The sequence below is a fragment of the Enterocloster aldenensis genome (genome assembly GCF_003434055.1).
Taxonomy (GTDB): domain Bacteria; phylum Bacillota; class Clostridia; order Lachnospirales; family Lachnospiraceae; genus Enterocloster; species Enterocloster aldenensis.
This window is the reverse complement of sequence record NZ_QVEX01000004.1, coordinates 56,058-74,849: the sequence shown is the minus strand read 5'-3', so window position 1 is coordinate 74,849 and position 18,792 is coordinate 56,058. Positions and strand designations below refer to the sequence as shown.

At 51.5% G+C, this 18,792-nt stretch carries 13 protein-coding genes; 9 read left to right on the top strand and 4 right to left on the bottom strand.

The features are described 5' to 3' along the window. The first annotated feature begins 98 nt into the window (after positions 1 to 98). Both DWX59_RS10410 and DWX59_RS10405 read left to right on the top strand, forming a co-directional pair. Positions 99 to 1,652 (top strand): response regulator, encoded by a 1,554-nt coding sequence (locus tag DWX59_RS10410; RefSeq protein WP_117558781.1) that lies wholly within the window; start codon positions 99 to 101, stop codon positions 1,650 to 1,652. Beyond that, positions 1,652 to 3,538 (top strand): sensor histidine kinase, encoded by a 1,887-nt coding sequence (locus DWX59_RS10405; protein ID WP_117558779.1) that lies wholly within the window; start codon positions 1,652 to 1,654, stop codon positions 3,536 to 3,538. The genes DWX59_RS10410 and DWX59_RS10405 overlap by 1 nt, the downstream gene beginning before the upstream one ends. Positions 3,539 to 3,551: 13 nt before the next feature. On the opposite strand, the gene DWX59_RS10400 is transcribed toward DWX59_RS10405, so the two are convergent. The 4 genes from DWX59_RS10400 to DWX59_RS10385 are packed head-to-tail and all read right to left on the bottom strand — an operon-like array spanning position 3,552 to position 10,295. Then, on the bottom strand, positions 3,552 to 4,817 hold the full coding sequence (locus DWX59_RS10400; RefSeq protein ID WP_117558777.1) for a TolC family protein: 1,266 nt from the start codon (positions 4,815 to 4,817) through the stop codon (positions 3,552 to 3,554). Positions 4,818 to 4,851: 34 nt separating this feature from the next. Beyond that, complete coding sequence (locus tag DWX59_RS10395; RefSeq protein WP_409337932.1) at positions 4,852 to 6,039, bottom strand: TolC family protein; 1,188 nt, start codon at positions 6,037 to 6,039, stop codon at positions 4,852 to 4,854. Positions 6,040 to 6,095: 56 nt separating this feature from the next. After that, the gene (locus DWX59_RS10390; RefSeq protein WP_117558775.1) at positions 6,096 to 9,101 is read right to left on the bottom strand and encodes an efflux RND transporter permease subunit; all 3,006 of its coding nucleotides are present in this window, start codon (positions 9,099 to 9,101) and stop codon (positions 6,096 to 6,098) included. Between the two features lie 12 nt (positions 9,102 to 9,113). Continuing rightward, positions 9,114 to 10,295 carry an efflux RND transporter periplasmic adaptor subunit gene (locus tag DWX59_RS10385; RefSeq protein ID WP_117558773.1) on the bottom strand — a complete coding sequence of 394 codons (1,182 nt, stop codon included), beginning with the start codon at positions 10,293 to 10,295 and terminating at the stop codon, positions 9,114 to 9,116. Between the two features lie 178 nt (positions 10,296 to 10,473). On the opposite strand from DWX59_RS10385, the gene DWX59_RS10380 reads away from it, so the two are divergent. The 7 genes from DWX59_RS10380 (at position 10,474) to arfA (ending at position 18,668) form a co-directional block, all read left to right on the top strand. Beyond that, a complete protein-coding gene (locus DWX59_RS10380; RefSeq protein ID WP_117558770.1) occupies positions 10,474 to 11,148 on the top strand; it encodes a response regulator transcription factor in 675 nt (224 codons plus the stop codon). Next, positions 11,145 to 12,236: a HAMP domain-containing sensor histidine kinase gene (locus tag DWX59_RS10375; protein ID WP_117558768.1), complete on the top strand. Its 1,092-nt coding sequence runs from the start codon at positions 11,145 to 11,147 to the stop codon at positions 12,234 to 12,236. The genes DWX59_RS10380 and DWX59_RS10375 overlap by 4 nt, the downstream gene beginning before the upstream one ends. Before the next feature lie 625 nt (positions 12,237 to 12,861). Beyond that, positions 12,862 to 14,286, top strand: coding sequence for an ABC transporter substrate-binding protein (locus DWX59_RS10370; RefSeq protein WP_235845000.1), 1,425 nt, complete (start codon positions 12,862 to 12,864; stop codon positions 14,284 to 14,286). 124 nt (positions 14,287 to 14,410) lie between these two features. Then, entirely contained in the window at positions 14,411 to 15,328 is a 918-nt protein-coding gene (locus tag DWX59_RS10365; protein ID WP_180215688.1) for a carbohydrate ABC transporter permease, read from the top strand. A gap of 3 nt (positions 15,329 to 15,331) precedes the next feature. Further along, positions 15,332 to 16,168 carry a carbohydrate ABC transporter permease gene (locus DWX59_RS10360; RefSeq protein ID WP_117558766.1) on the top strand — a complete coding sequence of 279 codons (837 nt, stop codon included), beginning with the start codon at positions 15,332 to 15,334 and terminating at the stop codon, positions 16,166 to 16,168. Between the two features lie 71 nt (positions 16,169 to 16,239). Next, a complete protein-coding gene (locus tag DWX59_RS10355) occupies positions 16,240 to 17,124 on the top strand; it encodes an ArsR/SmtB family transcription factor (RefSeq protein ID WP_117558764.1) in 885 nt (294 codons plus the stop codon). A 29-nt stretch (positions 17,125 to 17,153) separates the two neighbouring features. Next, positions 17,154 to 18,668, top strand: a complete 1,515-nt coding sequence (arfA, locus tag DWX59_RS10350; RefSeq protein ID WP_117558762.1) for an arabinosylfuranosidase ArfA — start codon at positions 17,154 to 17,156, stop codon at positions 18,666 to 18,668. Positions 18,669 to 18,792 lie beyond the last annotated feature (124 nt).

The window sequence follows — 18,792 nt, the reverse complement described above, 5'->3', positions numbered from 1 at the left end:
GATTTTGTCTATTTTCATTGCAAATTGCCGAATTCTTGTTACAATAATGATATAAGCCATAATTATGGGTTTACCGATAGAAAGGGACGTTGATATAGATGAAACTTTTAATTGCTGATGATGAGAAGCTGACAAGGGAAGGCATACGGGACAGCCTGGATTTAGAGGCGCTTGGGATATCCGGCGTATTCCTGGCTGATGACGGTGTCCACGGCCTGGAAACCGCTTTAGAGGAATTACCCGACATCGTGCTTACGGATATACGGATGCCGCGGATGAACGGCGTTCAGATGGCGGAGCAGATCCTGGCTGCCAATCCAGGCACTGTCATTATTTTCATGAGCGCTTATTCAGATAAGGAATATCTGAAAGCCGCCATCAAGCTGAAGGCTGTGAGTTATGTGGAAAAACCCCTGGACATGAAGGAACTTAAACTGGCCCTGGGCGAGGCCGTGGAAACACGCCGTACCATGAGCACACGCCTGGCTGCCTCCAGAAGCCATGAAAAGGAGCAATTGGGCCATCTCACCCTCCTGCTGACCGAACCGGAGCCGGAAAGTCTTTGTGAGGCAGTCAGCCTGGTTGGGAGCCTTGGACTTCCCATCACCTCCTCCACCTGCATCTGTGCCCTCATCCTGGACAGCCTGACACCTGTCACCCTGCTTCCTGAAAACAGGATGGATCAGGCCAGGGACGCCTTCAGCAGCATGCTGGCGGACAAGGGGATAGGACAGATGTACCTTGTCAGGGCGGACCGGTATATTATCATATTCCTGTATTCCGAGGCCCGGCAGGAGGAAAAGCTCATTCATGACTGCGCCGTCTTCCTGTCCGGACAGCTGAATGAAATCTCCCGTTTCTTTGTTTCCGTGGGTCCGGTGGTCAGCGGCATGGAACGGGCGCACATCTCCTATATGGAAGCAAAGGAGCATTTAAAACAGAGTTTCTTCCATGAATATGGGTTCATCCTGGACAAGGACACGGTAAATGTCCCCTTCCATCCCCCGGCCGACGTGCTGCTGGAGTTCTCCATGGCCCTGGCCGAAAAGCAGGAGGCGCAGGCGCTTAAGCTGGCAGGACAGCTTTACCGTTCATTTGTGCCAAGTGATGTGCTGGGCCCAAGCCAGGTCAAGGACATCTATTACAGGTATTTAAGCAAGCTGGATGAACACGGCATGAACAATTACATATCCCTGTGGCAGAAAGAGGGGCTGAACACGGAAAGCATCTGGGAGGGCGTCATGGGCTGCGCGACCCTGAAGGAACTTCACGACCTGCTGTGCGCCAAGGTAAGGCAGTTCTTTGAACAGCTGGAGGACAGCCAGGGTGAGAATCCCGTGGTGTTCCAAATCAAGGAATTCATCCAGCAGAATTATGCCGCTCCCTCCCTGTCTGTGCCGGATGTAAGCGAACACGTCCATCTGTCACCCAGCTATGTGTGTACGGTATTTAAAAATGAAACAGGCCAGACCTTAAACCAGTACCTGACGGATTACAGGATCAAGATGTCCAAGCAGTTCTTAAGCGATCCCCGCTATAAGATAGCAGACATTTCCTCCAAGGTGGGCTACAGCGACGGCAATTATTACAGCAAGGCATTTAAAAAAATCGTGGGGCTGTCCCCTTCTGAATACAGGGAGAAGATGCTTTAATGAAAAATCCGATCCGACGTCTGATCCACCGCTATACCTATGATATGCGGCTGAAGACGAAACTGGTCATATCACATATCATCCTGATCCTGCTGCCCACCGCAGTGCTGTCAGGTTTCTTTTTCCTGCGCATTTATGACATTGTCATGAAGGACAGCATCCGGTCCGAGCAGGTGCTGTCCGCCCAGACCGTCAATTCCCTGGAGAACCTGATATCCCACGTGTCCTCATCCTCTGATACAATCACCAACTCCCTGTTTGTACAGGACGTGTTCCGTATCCCCATAGAAGATGCAAAGGATAAGACAATCTCCTCCTCCAGGATGAGCAGCCTCTTCCATCTGGCCCGCAGCATAACGGACGCATCCCTGATTACGGATGTGAAAATATACTATGATGACCAGGCCTACGGCGACCTGCAGCAATACAACCAGCTCAATCAAGCCCTGTTCCAGCCCATGTCCACAATATCCAGCAGCTACTGGTACGGGATTTACAGCACCTCCCACAGCACTTCCCTGCTGTGTCCTGAACTGTACCTGTCCCCCAGCGAGGCGGAGAAGAACGGACGGCTTGCATATATCACGCGGATTCCATATTCGGACAGCGAACCTGCCATTGACAGTTCCAGGAGCGCCTCTGCCTATATAGCAGTTTATTTTTCCAGGACTTCCTTTGATAATGTGCTCAGCAAGGATGCAACCGTCATGGATGAGGCCGCGTTCATCATCAACAGCAGGGATGTGATTGTCTCTGCCTCAGACATGGCCCTGGCCGGGATGTACTATATGCCCCATTCGGAATTCAGCTCACGCATGGGCACGGAAAAGGAGTTTTCCCTGGTTTCATTTATGGACAGTTCCGCCTATGCGGCCTATTTTCCCATCAAGGACACGGACTGGATTATGGTTTCCGTCATTCCAGCCCTCCATATCACGGACGCGGGCCGGGACATGATGACACATTTTGCGCTGATTTACCTGTTCTTTACAGCGATTGCCATGTACATCTCCTTTCAGCTGTCCGGCTCCATAGCGGACCGTATCATAACCGTTGCCCTGCAGATGGAGAAGGTGCGCACCGGACGCCCCCAGCCCCTGGACATCGGGGACACTGGCTGTGACGAGATCGGCGTGCTGGCCGACACCTACAATTACATGACAGAGGAAATCGGGCTTCTCATGGACAGCCAGAAGGAGGCGGCGGACAATCTGCGGCGCGCTGAATTCCGTGCACTGCAGGCCCAGATCAATCCGCATTTCCTCTACAATACCCTGGACATGATAAACTGGCTGTCCCAGACCGGACGGAACCAGGAGGTAACCCAGGCCATCCAGGCCCTGTCCCGTTTCTACAAGCTGACCCTAAGCCGCAACGGGCTCATGAACTCCATTGAGACGGAGCTGCAGCATGTAAGCCTGTATATCAGGCTGCAGAACATGCGCTATGACAACTGCGTCACCTTTGTGATGGATGTGCCGGATGAACTCTATGATTACACCATCCCCAAGCTCACCTTCCAGCCCATTGTGGAAAATGCATTCCTGCACGGCATCATGACAACGGAACAGAAAAAAGGCAGTATCCTGCTCACCGGATGGAAGTCAGGGGATGATATCGGATTCATCATCTCTGACGACGGGGCAGGCATACCGCCTGAAAAACTGGATACCCTGATGCATGACATGGTACATGCCCATATGGATGCCGGGGTAAAGCAGCAGGCTTCCCCCGGGCATATCGGGATTTATAACACAAACCTCAGGCTCAAAAGCCTGTATGGGGAAATGTACGGGCTTTCCTTTACCAGCACGCTGGGAAAGGGGACCGAGGTCACCGTACGGATACCGGCGCGGCATATTACGGACTCGCTGGAGCAGGTGTGATGCAATCCCCCTATTACCCAATCCCCTTCACTTCCCAGCAATAAGATTCATAAGCCTGGACCAGGTTCATGGAAGCAGTCTCCTTCGCGGCCTTACTTTTCGCATAGTCCGCCTCTCCCTGGAGATATTCCGTATTGGACAGCATGCCTGCCGCCTGCCTGCGCTTTTGGGACTGGTAAACAAGTTCCGCGCCTGTATAGGATTCCAGCGCTGCCTGGTACTGTAAAAGCCGTGCCTGGAGTTCCTGGTAGGCAGCGGTAATGGAGGCTTCTGCGGTTCCCTCTGCCTCGTCCACCTGCCTGAACCTCTGGTTCATCTCCGCTGTGCTGACGGCTTTTGAGTGGCGCTGGTTCTGAACATTGGAGTCATTGCCAATGGCCTTATTCTTATCGCTCTCAAAGTCAATGGCCCCGATGGCGGCCAGGTCCGGCTCGGGTATGGCTCCGATGGATACCGATCCACTGTCCTCCAGCCCCAGCATGTTAAGCAGCTTAAACCGCAGCTGCTTTTCCTGTTCCTTAAGGGAGGCCAGGGATGTGCGGGCCTGTTCCAGACGGTTCTGCCCCTCCTGTACCTCTGCCTGTGTGGCGGTTCCCGCCTGGCCTTTCCTGACAAGGGACTGGTAAGAAGCTTCCAGGGCATTTACGCTTTTTTCCGTGGCCTTAACATTGCTGGCCATCTGATTGTAGGAATTCATCAGGGTCTGGGCCGTGTAGGTATAGGAGTCCGCAGATTTCTCAATGCTTCTGGTGCTCTTTTCATCTGTCAGGTTCTTTATCTGGTTATAGATACGTTTGGCAGAAGATTTTAGCATGGAGGCATTGGAGGCGTAAAGGGCGGCTGTCTCCATTCCCTTGCTGTCCGCGTCATCTTCCATTTCCTCCGCCTTATCTTCCAGGTTATCCTGTTCCCACTTCATGGTGTCCCACATTTCCTGATACGCATTGACGGAATCTTCCTGGTCTTCTATGGTCTTTTTAAGGGTCAGGTTGCCTTCTTTTAAAAGAGTGCGCAGATTGCCGTATTCCACAGTGATTTCCTGGGATGCGGCTCTCTGTGTCGCCGCAGAAGTTTCCATGGATACCCCTGTATCTGTCGTATCTGCTGCATTTTCCGTATCTGCTGCATTTTCTGCATCCGCCGTATGTTCCGCATCCGCCGTATGTTCTGCATCCGCCGTATTTTCCGCATCCGTCCCTTCTGCCAGGACCGTCAATGTACCTGACAGGGCCAAGGTGAGGGACATCATGCCTGACAAAAGCCAATATTTTCCCTTCATCTTCCTGTCTCCTCCTTTCTGATTCCCGCCCCTGTCATGATACGGATGCCAGGCCGTCCACGGCCCAGTCATAGTTGACCTGGGCTGTCAGAAGCGCCAGTTTCTTTGTGCGGACATTTACCTCTGCGGTCGTAAAAGAGGACTTCTGTTTCTGGTAATCATTTCTCGTCATGGTGCCTGCAAGAAGCTTCCTGTCCGCGGCTGCCATGGTGCTGCTCTCTGATTCATATGACTGCTGGGCCTGCACATAATCCTCTTTTGCCAGTATCAGGTCCTGGTACGCGGTCTTCACACTGTTTGCAGCAACCTCCTTCTGGTTCTTATAGGACTGTTCCAGGCTTTCCCTGTTGGAGGTGCTGACCGCATGACCAATCTGTTTTTCCAATATCTTCAGGCTGTAGTTATTCTCCAGCGCTTTTGTGATATCTGCTTCCAGGTCAATGGCGCTGATTCCGGCAATGTCCGGCTCCGGCACATCGCAGATTTCCACATCCGCCCCATAGGTCCAGCCCAGCATTAGACACAATTCTTCCTTGGTCTTATCAAGGCTGGTCCGGGCTGACAGGATGGCGGCTTCTGCCGAGGACACGGACTCTTTTGCCGAAAGCACATCCGCCTGGGTGCCCATGCCTGCGTTTAACTTCGTGACCGTGGAGTCATAGGCCAGCTGGGCCTGGACCTTGCTCTCATTCAGGTTCATAAGGGTATATGCCTGGGTCCAGTAATTAATCATGGAGGTCTGGGCCTGCTTCACCAGGGTGGCTTCTGTCTGGTCGTATCCTAACTTCTTAATCTCCCCATCATCCACATTATCATCGCCCTGCTCCCTCAGCTTATCCACCTGGATCTGGCTGTTCAGATAGGAGGACAGCCTGCTGGCAAAATCGGAATCACTTGAGTCAGGATAATCCATGGCTCCGTATACATCGTCCGCCGCATCGTAATAATCCTGGGAAATGTCGTCCCGCGTCTCCCCTCTGTACTCCTTATACTCTATCTGGTTCTGGATGACCGTGTTATTGTATTCGTGGATTAGATATATAATCTCATCAAATTCCAGTTTATTATCCCGGAAGGAGGCCCATTGCTCCGCTGTATACGCGAATTCCGGACTTCCCGCCAGGGAAACGGAGGGCGACGACGCTGCAACCGCGATGCACATAAGGATACCTGCCACGAGCTTTCCTATTACACGCTTTCCTGCCGCATTCTCCCCAGCCATCCCCCAACCTGCATTCATTCTACCTGTCATGTACTCACCTTTCCTTCCCGGTACTTCTATATATCAAGAACCACCCGTTTCTTATTGCCATTCATGACCGCATAATAAATCGGGAGGATGAACAATGCCACCAGCACCCCGGCTGTCAGGCCTCCGATATTGACCACTGCAAGTCCCTGGGTGGTGGAACCGCTGCTGCCAATGGCAAGGGCCATTGGAATCATGGACAGGATGGTGGTCAGGCTGGTCATCAGGATGGGACGGAGCCTGGTGGCCCCCGCCTCAATGAGGGCAGTCTTAAGGTCCATGGTCATCCTGTACTGGTTCACCGTGTCCACATAGAGGATACCGTTATTAACAACCGTTCCCACCAGGACCAGGAAGCCCAGCAGGGAAGTCATGCTGATGGTCACGCCGGTCACCTTCAGCAGGCCGAAGGAGCCCACAAGGCTGAAGGGTATGGTGGTCATGACCATGAAAGAGAACTTGGGCGACTCAAACTGGGCTGCCATGACCACGAATACCATGAACACGGCAATGGCAATGGCCTTGTAGAGCGCCGAGAATTCTTCCTGCATCATCTTATCCCTGGAATTGACCCCGGTGGTGATCGTGCCTGACAGGTTGGGATTGATTACCTCACTGTCAATCACTGATTTCACATTTCCCCCGGTATAGTCAGCCGTAATCGTAATCTCAAAGGATTTATCGGTTTTGGAAATGGATGCCGGGCTGTCTTTAAAATATATCTCAGCCACATCCGTAAGCGCCACATAACCGCCGGAAGGCTTGGTCAGGATGATGCCCTTCACCTGGTCCACGGTCCTGTAATCCTCCTCCGGATACTCAGCCATCACGCTGACCTCACGTCCGTCAATATCCAGTGTGGTGACCTCCATGCCGTCCAGCATCTGGCTCACCATGCTTCCAATCTGCGCAGGGGTAAGCCCTTCAGCCGACGCCATGACCGGATCCACCTCAATGGTTACGATAGGCGCCGTGTTCTCAATGCTGGAATGGACATTTGCCACATCACTCCTGGCCGTCATTTCCTTTACAATCCTGTCGCTTACCTCCTTCAGCTCATCATACTGGGTTCCGCGCAGGATGGCCTCATACCCCCTGCCCCTTCCCATGAAGCTCATGGACGTGGACGCCTCTACCGTGATGGTACAGTTGTCAATGTCCGCCATTTCCTTTTCCCACAGGCTTGCCACCTCATCCGTGTCCATGGTCCTGTCATCTTCCAGATAAGCGGTGATGGTGCCGCTGTTGCTGTTATAGCGCAGCATGTAGGACTCCACATTTTCATCCGCAGCCACAATTGCCTCGGCCCTGGACAGCATTTCGTCCGCCTGTTCCGACAGGATTCCCGGCCTTGTCTCAATGGATACGCTTACTGTGCCCGTGTCATCGGATGTCATAAGCTCTGTCTCCATTCCACTTGCCAGTACCAGGGTGGCAATAATGATGGCCACCGATGACAGCATGACCACGGCCTTATGCCTTAACAGCCCCGGCATGATGCGGCGGTATGCATTCTGAAGGTGGGCCACCGGGCGGGACATGGGCGCTTTTACCGTTTCCTTTGGCTTATACATCATATAACTTAACGGCACCACGGTCATGGCTGAAAACAGGGATGCCGTCATACAGAACACGATGGTGTATCCCAACGGCTTAAACATCTGCCCTGTCATGCCCTGCAAAAATACCAGAGGGATGAAAACCACGCAGGTGGTAACGGTGGAACCAATGATGGACTGAAGGACGATGCCCGTTCCGGCCAGCGCTGATTTCGCATACCCCAGCAGTCCCTTGTCCTCACACGCGTCCGTTGCCCTGAAGCAGCTCTCCAGAACAACAATGGAGTTATCCACCATCATGCCCACGCCCAGCACCAATGCGCTCATGGTAATGACATTCAGGGAGAATCCCACGCTTGTCATAAGTATCAGCGAAAGCAGGATGGAGGTGGGGATGGAACTTCCAACAATCAGGGATGCCTTATAGTCACCAAAGAATATGAGAATGATGATCATGGAAATGATGACTGCCAGGACCATGGTCACCGCCACGTCCTGAAGGGAGCTTAATATACTGTCCGCCGTATCCCTTGCAATGGTAATCTTCAGGTCCTCATCATCCGCCTCCAGGGCGGCAATGGTCTTCTGCACGGCTGATGACACATCCATAGCCGTACTGCTCTGCTGCTTGGAAATGGATATGGAGATGGTCTCCTGGCCATTATATCTGGAAATGCCTCCTCTTTGTTCCTCTGCCTCGTATACATTGGCCACATCCTCCATATAGACAATCTGCCCGCTGGATGTGGTGATGGGCACCCGCTTCAAATCATCTAATGTATCGTTCTCAGCCGATGTTGTCACGGACAGTTCCAGATTGCCTGCCACTGCGTCCCCGGAAGGATAGGACAGGTTGGCTGCGCCCATAGCCGACTTAATCTGGTCCATGGTCAGCTTATACTGCGCCATCTTTTCTGACTGCAGTTCGATTTTAATATACCCGGAGGAACCTCCCGTGGCCTCCACGTCTGCAACAGAAGTGATTTTCTCAAATTCAGGGACGATTATCTGGTCCACATAATCATAAAGGTCTGCCTCTGTCTTATGTGCAATAGACAGCATCATGGTGGTGCTGGCATTGTTGTTCATCTCCATGACAGATGTATCCACATCGTCAGGCAGCTGGCGTTCCAGGTTATCCAGCTTCTTCTTAAGGTCGTTGTATGCCTCATCCATATCCGTGCCGTATTCATATTCCAGCATGACCATGGACCGTCCGTCGCTGGATGAGGAAGACATGCCCTTCACGCCTTCCAGGGTGCTGACCTCATCTTCGATGGGTTCTGTCACCAGTTCGTTGATATCCTCCGGACCTGCTCCGGAATATCTTCCCATTACAATGAGCATGGGCGTATCCGTATCCGGCATCTGCTCCAGCGTTGCTGAAAACACGGAGGAAATACCAAACACCAGAAGGCAGAGCAGGGTCATGACCGTGGCTACCGGCCGTTTAAGTACAAATCTTGTAAGTCCCATATGTATGCCTCCCTATTCTGCACGGTTGTCTGCGGCCGGCTGCGCCTGGGCATCCGCACCTGGCTGGCCTGGGGTATCCGCGCCTGGCTGGCCCTGGGCATCCGCCCCGGCGCCCTGGCCGTCTTCCGTCCTCAGCTGTATCCTGGCGCCCTCGTACAGATTAGAAGACCACGTACTGACTACCAAATCGTCAGCGGACAGTCCTGATAATATCTCAGCGTGTTCCGCATCATAGAGTCCTACTTCCACCGGCACCATTGCAGCAACACCATCCTGGTAGAGGTACACATACCCGTCCCCTCCGCTGTAGTAAACAGCATCCACAGGGATCATCATTGCGTTTTCCGTATGCTCAGTCACCAGATTCAGCTTCACGGTGCTGCCAGTGGCAATGCCGTCCGCATGTTTCAGTTCTGCCTTTACCTTAAAAAGCCCGGTATCGGAATCCACCATGGAACTGATTTCGCTGATATATGCCTCATACCCTGTGCCGTCCTTCTGTATATCCAGCCTGTCGCCCACGGCAATGTTTCCCATCATCCGTTCTGTCACGTAGAAGGAGACACGTTTTTCCCCTTCCCCTGCAATCACGCACAGCTGGGCTGACTGGGAGACACGGTCATGGACCTCTATGTCGCAGTTTTCAATCTTGCCGCTGATAGGCGCCGTGACCGTGCTGTACTCCACCTGCCTGTCATAGGCCAGCTTGGCTGATTCGTACTGAAGCCTGGCTGACTTGACCTTATTGCTATACTGTTCATATTCCTGGTCCGAAAGATCTCCGCTGGCATACAATATCTGCATCCTGCTCAGATTGCTCTGGGCCTCGGAAAGGGATACGGACGCGGAATCCATGGAATTCCTGGCAGTCTCCACCTGCTCCGTATCAATCTCACACAGGACCTGGCCCTGTTCCACCATATCGCCTGCTTTTACCAGCACACTGGTTACATCGCCGGAAGCCTTGGCGTATACATAGACAACGTCAGAGGGTTCCACGGTTCCGGTAAGCCCTGTGGTCAGGCTGATATCCCCTACGGACGGTTTCTGCGCCTTCACAATGGTTGCCGCGGCCTCCTGCCCCATTCCCATAGGGCCCTGCTGTCCTTTTTTCTTTCCTGACAGCATAAGAAGGACTGCCGCAACTGCAATGGCTGCTCCGATTCCTATCCTAACCTTCATTTTCTTATCCATTGTCGCTCTCCTTTACCATTTTGCATTCGTCTCATATAGTAAAGCCTGAAGATAAATTGAACATTAACAAAAGCGGCTGTACACCAATAAAAAAAGTGAACTTTCTGTGATTTATTCATGTTCACTTTATATTTGGATGCTATAAATGTATAATAGATTTCAGATGGAGGTTAATGCCATGTTTCAGATTTTAATCGCTGAAGACGATAAGAATACAAGAAAATTAATGGAAGCCGTCCTGAAATGCAACGGATTCAACCCAATTCCGGCCAGCAGCGGGGAGGAGGCCCTGAAACTCCTTGACAGACACCACATTGACCTGGCCGTGCTGGATATCATGATGCCGGGCATGGACGGATACGAACTGACCAGACACCTCCGCTCCATGGATTACAACCTGCCCATCCTCATGGTCACCGCCAAGGTGCTGCCCGAGGATAAACGCAAAGGATTCATGGCCGGAACGGACGACTACATGACAAAACCGGTGGATGAGGAGGAAATGGTCCTGCGCATACGCGCACTGCTGAGAAGGGCGCAGATTGCCAGCGAACGGAAGATTACCATAGGCAGCGTGACCCTGGACTATGATTCCCTCTCCGTCACCAGGGGCAGCAGCGTCCAGACACTGCCCAGAAAGGAATTTTACCTTCTGTACAAGCTCCTGTCCTATCCCGGCAAGATATTTACACGCATCCAGCTCATGGATGAGATATGGGGAATCGAATCTGAAACCGATGACAATACCATTAACGTACATATCAACCGGCTGCGCAAACGGTTCGAACAATATCCGGAATTCACCATAGAAACCATACGCGGACTGGGCTACAAGGCGGTGAAACATTTATGAAACACAAGCTGAAGCACAAACCATTGGGAACCATCACCCTGGTTCTGTCCCTTATCATATTTGTCATCATGTTTGCAGTCATGACCCTGCAGGGCGCCCTTATGTACCTGTACCTGAAAATCTGGTACCAGGCAGATATCCCCATGCCCCAGTTCTGGCGCCCCATTCCATTCATCATCCTGGTCAGCGCCCTGGTGGGAATGGCCCTGACCATCCTGGCCAGCCGGATTCCCCTAAGACCCATCCGGGATCTGATTGAAGCCATTAACCAGCTGGCCCATGGCAATTTCCACGTGCGGGTCCATCTGGACCTGACGCAGGAATTCGTCCGTCTTTCCGAGAGTTTTAATTCCATGGCCCAGGAACTGGAGAATACCGAACTTCTGCGCTCTGACTTCATCAATAATTTCTCCCATGAGTTCAAGACCCCCATCGTGTCCCTCCGGGGGTTCGCGAAGCTGCTGAAAAACCCGGATCTGTCCCAGGAGGACCGGGACGAGTACGTGGATATCATCATCCACGAATCCACCCGCCTCTCCCAGCTGGCAGCCAATGTGCTGAACCTTTCCAAGATTGAGAATATGAGCATACTATCGGATATGGAACGCTTTGACCTGACCGAGGAGGTGCGCCAGTCCATTCTCCTGCTGGAATCCAAATGGCAGAAAAAAGAACTGGAGCTGATCATCGACATGGACGAGGTCAGCTATCACGGCAGCCGTAACCTGTTAAACCAGATCTGGATCAACCTGATTGACAATGCTGTCAAATTCTCCCCTGACAGGGGGAAAATCAAGATAAAGCTGCACCAGGATAAGGGCAATACCGTATTCCAGATCATTGACAATGGCTGTGGTATGAGCCAGGACATGCGCCTTCACATATTTGACCGTTTCTATCAGGGAGACCCCTCCCACACCACGGAAGGCAACGGCATCGGACTGACCGTGGTGGATAAGATTGTCCGACTGCACAAGGGATATGTGGCAGTTGGAAGCGAGGAGGGAATCGGCACCACCTTCACAGTCACCCTGCCGGAAATCCAGCCGGACTTTACTCCAAATGCGGAAAAACCTTGTCCTATATAGTCTATAAAACGGATGGCCAGCCATCCGTTTTTCTGTCTTCTGACTGATTTTTACCTTTTGTCTGCCTTCTGACTTTTGTCTGCCTTCTGCCTTTTATCTGCCTTCTGCCTTTTGTCTGCCTTCTGCCTTTTACTGCCTTCTGCCTTTTACTGCCTTCCATCTCTTATACCTTTTCTTCCATCTGTCTGTTTACCGCCCCATCATTTCCATACTCCCATCCTGATAAAACATGAAGGCAGGAAAAATACCCGTCAGACTCCTCCAAAAAAATCTTAGCCTTATCCCGCGCCTCCCCTCCCTCCACTTATTCCCCATTTTTTGGGTCCGTACAATTTACAAACAAATTAATCCTTGTTTTCCTCCTTTTTAATGAATTAATTTTAACATTAATTCATAAGTCATTTTAAATGAATTTTACCCTATTTTATATGCAATATATCCAAAAATATCAAACTATACCTCTCATATATTGACTATTATATACATATCTATTATAATAATATTAACTTAAAACTAAATCTTAAAAACATCCTTTCGATTTAGCTTTAGCAAAATACACGTGTATCTAATTTTATATTTTAATTTGATTCCAATGGATGATAACTGTTTAAAAGGAGAGGGAATTATGCGGAAACGATTATTGAGTATGTTATTATGCGGAGCACTTGTCAGCACATCATTAATGGGATGCGGTTCCAAGACCAACACCACCGACCCTGCACCTGCAGCCAATGCAAAAACCGAAGCAGGCGCCACAGAAGCGCCCGCCCCACAGACAGCCGAACCGGCAGGCGGCGGGACCACAGGCACCAACACCTTTGTGGACGGCGGAACCGAGATGGCGCTGTGGACCTTCCAGGAGCTTCATGTAAACTTCTATACGGAAATGGCGGACAAATGGAACGAATCCCATCCGGATAAACCCATCAACCTGACCGTGACCACAGGCGAAAGCTCAGCCGTACATACCAAACTGCTGGTAGCCCTCCAATCAGGCACGGGCGCCCCTGATATTGCTGACATTGAAATCGGAAGATACGCCACATTCTTAAAGGATAATTACCTTCTGCCCATCAATGACGTGGTAGAGCCCTACAAAGATGACATTGTCATGTCCCGCGTTAACATGTACGGGGATTCCCAGGGCAATCAGTACGGGATTGATTTCCATCTGGGCGCCAGCGTATGCTATTACAACATGGATATCATGGATGCGGCAGGGGTTGACCCCGGGACCATTGAAACCTGGGATGACTACTACAATGCAGGACTGACGGTCCTTGAAAAGACCGGCAAGCCCATGTGCGCAGTGGAACTCAGCGATCTGTTCCTTCCCCAGCTCCTGCTTCTGGAAAAAGGCGTGCAGTACGTGACCGAAGACGGCCAGCCAAACATCGACACGCCGGAACACGCCGAAGCCATCACCTTTATACGCAAGATGATTAACGCCGGTATCTGCGAAGTTGCCCCTGGCGGCAAATTCCACTGCGAAGAATGGTACGGACACCTGAATAATGCCGGGGTTGCTTCCATCGCCATGCCGCTGTGGTACATGGGACGTTTCACGGATTACTGCCCTGACTTAAACGGCAAGATTGCCATCTACAAGATTCCTGTATGGAACAAGGGAGATACCCGCTGCGTGCTTCAGGGCGGGACCGGAACCAGCGTGACCAACCAGTCTGCCAACCAGGACCTGGCAAAGGAATTCCTGGCATACGCAAAACTGTCCGAGGAAGGCAACCGCTATATCTGGGAAAAATTAGGATTCGACCCAATCAGGACCTCGCTTTGGGATGACGAAGCACTGACCCATGACCAGAACAACAAATTCATCCAATACTTTAATACCAATCCATTCGACGTGCTGAATGAAATCCGGGATGAATACGGAATTGACCTGACCGCCCCCAATATCTCCGGCGCATACGCCAATGTCCGCAGCATACTTGGAACCACCACCTACACCAATGCATTTGAGCTTTCATTGGACGAGGACGTGAACCAGCTGCTTGAGAATGAACAGGCCAGCGTCATTTACGATGAATGATATCCGAACCCCGCGTATGAATCAATCAGTATGAGGAAAGGGAGGCTTTGGGACAGTCCCAAGGCCCCCTCCCGGAACGCGCAGCCATGCATCCCGCGTTTCCAAACATACGTTAACCCCATGAATGGAGGAATCGAGATTGAACCGCAAAAAGATAGTTTCTCATTTTCTGTATTCCCAGAAAGTGGCACCGTATGTTTTCATACTGCCATTTATCCTGACCTTTTCCATCTTTTTTGTGTATCCGGTCATTAACACGGTTGCCATGAGTTTCCAGAAGGTATCCGGCTCAGGCAATACCTTTGTGGGCCTTAAAAACTATAAATCCCTCATGAACCCCATCTTTTTCAAGGCGGTCAAAAACAGCATGTTCTACACAATCGTGACCCTGTGCCTTATGATACCGGTCCCCATGCTCCTGGCCACCATACTTAATTCCAAGCTGATGAAATGCAAGACCGTCTTCAGGAGCTCCATGTTCGTGCCGGCCCTTACCTCCGTGGTGGTTGCAGGCACCATCTTCCGCCTGATATACGGCGAACTGGAAGGTTCCTTTGCCAACCAGGTCATGGCCATGTTCGGCAACGGCCCCATTGTATGGCTGAGAAAGCCCCTGACCGTATGGATTGCCCTGTTTACCATCTGCATGTGGCGCTGGACCGGAGTCAACATGATGTATTATTTATCCGGCCTTCAGCAGATTCCCGAGGAACTATATGAGTCCGCTTCCATTGACGGCGCCTCTGCCCTTCAGAAATTCAGGCACATTACCCTTCCCCTTTTAAAGCCAACAACGGTCTATGTGCTGACCATATCCATATTTGCCGGCCTGGCAATGTTCACGGAATCCTACATCCTGTTTAACGGCAACACCTCGCCTAATAACGTGGGCACCACCATCGTTGGTTATCTGTACAGGATGGGCTGGGAACAGAACAACATAGGCCTGGCAAGCGCCATCGGATGTTTCCTTCTGGTCATGGTCCTGATCATTAACCTGATACAGCTGGGCATCAATGGAACGTTCCGGAAGGAGGACTAGAGGATGAAATCCAAAAAAAATATATGTTCTGTCTGCCTAGTCCTGTTCTTCATCCTTGTGGCGGGCATCACCCTCCTGCCCCTGATCCTGCTGGCTGTTGCATCCTTAAGCCCGGGATCGGAACTGATGAGGAACGGACTGAATTTTAACATTGATTTTGCCAAGGCTTCCCTGAACAACTACGTCCAGCTGTTTAACGGCAATAATTCCTACTTTTATTGGTACAGGAACAGTCTGACCATCACCATTGTCCAGGTGGCCATGACCTTGTTCCTCAGCGCATGTGTGGGTTATGGGTTTGCCATGTATGACTTTAAGGGCAAGAATTTCCTGTTTGTCTGCGTCCTCCTTGTGATGATGATACCCACGGAAATCATCCTCCTTCCCCTGTACCGCATGACCATTGCCATGAAAACCATCGACACCATGTGGGGCATCATCCTTCCCTATCTGGTACTTCCCATGCTGGTATTCTTTTTCCGCCAGTATCTAAGCGGTATCCCAAGGGATTTCCTGGATGCCGCCAGGGTGGACGGATGCACGGAATATGGCATTTTCCTTAAAATTATGTTACCATTAATGAAGCCGTCCTTTGCAGCCATGGGCATCTACCAGGGCATGCAGAGCTGGAACAATTTCCTGTGGCCCATGATCGTCATGCGCACCGCCACAAAAATCACGCTGCCCGTGGGACTGGCAGGACTGATTACGCCTTATGGCAACAACTATGACATCCTGATTGCAGGCTCCTGCTTTGCAATCATACCGATCCTAATCCTGTTCATCTGTTTCCAGTCCTACTTTATCGATGGGATGACTGCCGGCGGCGTGAAGGGCTAGAATCAGACCGGATAAAGAAACAGAACATGCAGCCGGCCGCGCGGACGCGGCCATAATGAGGAGGAGTGGTTATGAGAGTCAGCATATCGGAAGATAACCTGGAGTTCTTTGAGGCGCTTGCAAGCCCTGTACGCCTGAAGATCATCGGATGCCTGTCCAAGCGCAGCATGAACATCAAGGAACTGGCAGAAAGTGTAGGCGTCAGCAGCGCCATCATGACTTCCCATATCAAGAAGCTGGAAAGCGCCCATCTGGTGGAATCCAAGAAAAGCAAACAATACGGAAAAGTATGCAGCCTGGTGGGAACCAACTACATGCTGCTCTTCCCCACCCCCCGCCTGGCCGTTACCCATTACGATGTAAACCTGAAGGTGGGCCAGTACACCCGGGCCGAGATTTCCCCTACCTGCGGGATTGCAACCGAACACAGCGTGATCGGTGATTACGACGACCCGCGCTGCTTCTATGACCCAAGGCGCGAGAACGCGGAACTTATCTGGTTTTCAAAGGGGTATGTGGAATACTACATCCCCAACTATGTACCGGATGACTGCCAGGTTACCAGCATAGAAATCTGTGCGGAAATGTGTTCCGAATACCCGGATGTGAAAATTGACGCCGTATCCGACATAGACCTTTTCCTCAATGACGAGCATCTGTGCACCTGGCAGTCCCCAGGGGATTTCGGGGACAGGCGCGGCAGGTATACGCCCTCCTGGTGGCACGCCGGACAATACGGTATCCTCAAGCGCTACGAGATCAACAGTTTTGGCGTTTATCTGGACAAGGAACTGAAAGCGGAAAAGCCACTGTGCCATTTCCATACGGACAAGGACTACTGGACACTGCGCTTTGCAGTAAACGAGGACTCCGGCACTCCCGGCGGCCTGACCTTATTTGGCAGTAAATTCGGGGATTATCCCCAGGACATATATGTATGCGTGAGATATGAATGACCCATAAACCAATTTTCAGGAGGAATATCATGAGCAGCAAAAAAGCAAAAATGATTGTAGATAAAAGTTTCAGGATCGCACCGGTGGATAAGCGCGTATACGGCTCCTTCATCGAACACCTGGGAAGGGCTGTGTACAATGGCATCTATCAGCCGGGACACGCCTCAGCTGACGAGGAAGGGTTCCGGACAGATGTGCTGGAACTGGTAAAGGAACTGCAGGTCCCCATCATCCGCTATCCGGGAGGCAACTTTGTATCCAATTTTTTCTGGGAGGACAGCGTGGGGCCAAAGGAGCAGAGGAAGAAACGTCTTGACCTGGCCTGGCGCACCCTGGAGACCAACGAATTCGGACTGGGAGAATTTTCCAACTGGACGAAGAAAGCCGGGTCCGACATCATGATGGCCGTCAACCTTGGCACCAGGGGGATTGCAGACGCCCTGAACCTGTTGGAATACTGCAACCTTGACACAGACACTTATTACAGCAATTTGCGGAAAAGCCACGGCGTGAAGGAACCATATAGCATAAAGACCTGGTGCCTTGGCAACGAGATGGACGGTCCATGGCAGATGGGCCATAAGACAGCTTATGAGTACGGACGCCTGGCAGCCGAGACAGCCAAGGCCATGAAGGAAATGGATTCCTCCCTGGAGTTTGTCAGCTGCGGAAGCTCCAATGTGGACATGGCCACCTTTCCGGAGTGGGAAGCTGTTTCCCTGGAACAGGACTATGATTACGTGGACTACATTTCCCTCCACCAGTACTATGGCAACCAGGACAATGATACCGAAGACTTTTTGGCCAAGACACAGGACCTGGAGCGTTTCATCCACACGGTAACCGCTACCTGCGACTATATCAAGGCCAAGAAGCGCAGCAGGAAAACCTTGAACCTAAGCTTTGACGAATGGAACGTATGGTTCCACTCCAAAGCAGCTGACAGCGATGAAATGGCAAACCGTCCATGGCAGACAGCCCCCCATCTTCTGGAAGATATCTATGATTTCGAGGATGCGCTTTTAGTCGGCCTGATCCTCATCACCTTCTTAAAGCATGCGGACCGTCTGAAGATTGCCTGCCTGGCACAGCTTGTCAATGTGATTGCGCCAATCATGACGGACAATGAAGGCGGGGCCTTCCGCCAGTCCATCTACTATCCGTTCCTGCACGCATCCAGATACGGACGCGGCACCGCCCTGACGCCTGTCATCAGTTCCACCTGCCACGACACCAGCAGGCACGGGGAGGTAACGGACATTGACGCGGCAGCCGTATACAATGAGGAAAAGGAAGAGGTCACCATCTTCGCGGTAAACCGCTGCGCTGGCCAGGATATCCCATTTGAAGCCGATTTAAACAGCTTTGAGGGGTACCGTGTCATCGAATACCTTGCAATGGAAAATGACGATATGAAGGCGGTCAATTCCCTTACGGGTGAAAAGGTAACGCCTTACTCCAAAAAGGAATACCAGATGGAGGACGGTATTTTTACAACAATCATGAAGAGCTGTTCCTGGAATGTGATACGGCTTGGGAAATAATCCGCCTTTGTACGCCGCCCTTATGAATACGGATGGCCGCAGAACAACCAGGAATAAATACATTACTGATTAAATGCACAAAAAAGGCTGTCCCCAGACCCAATCCGGTATGCGGACCGGTTAT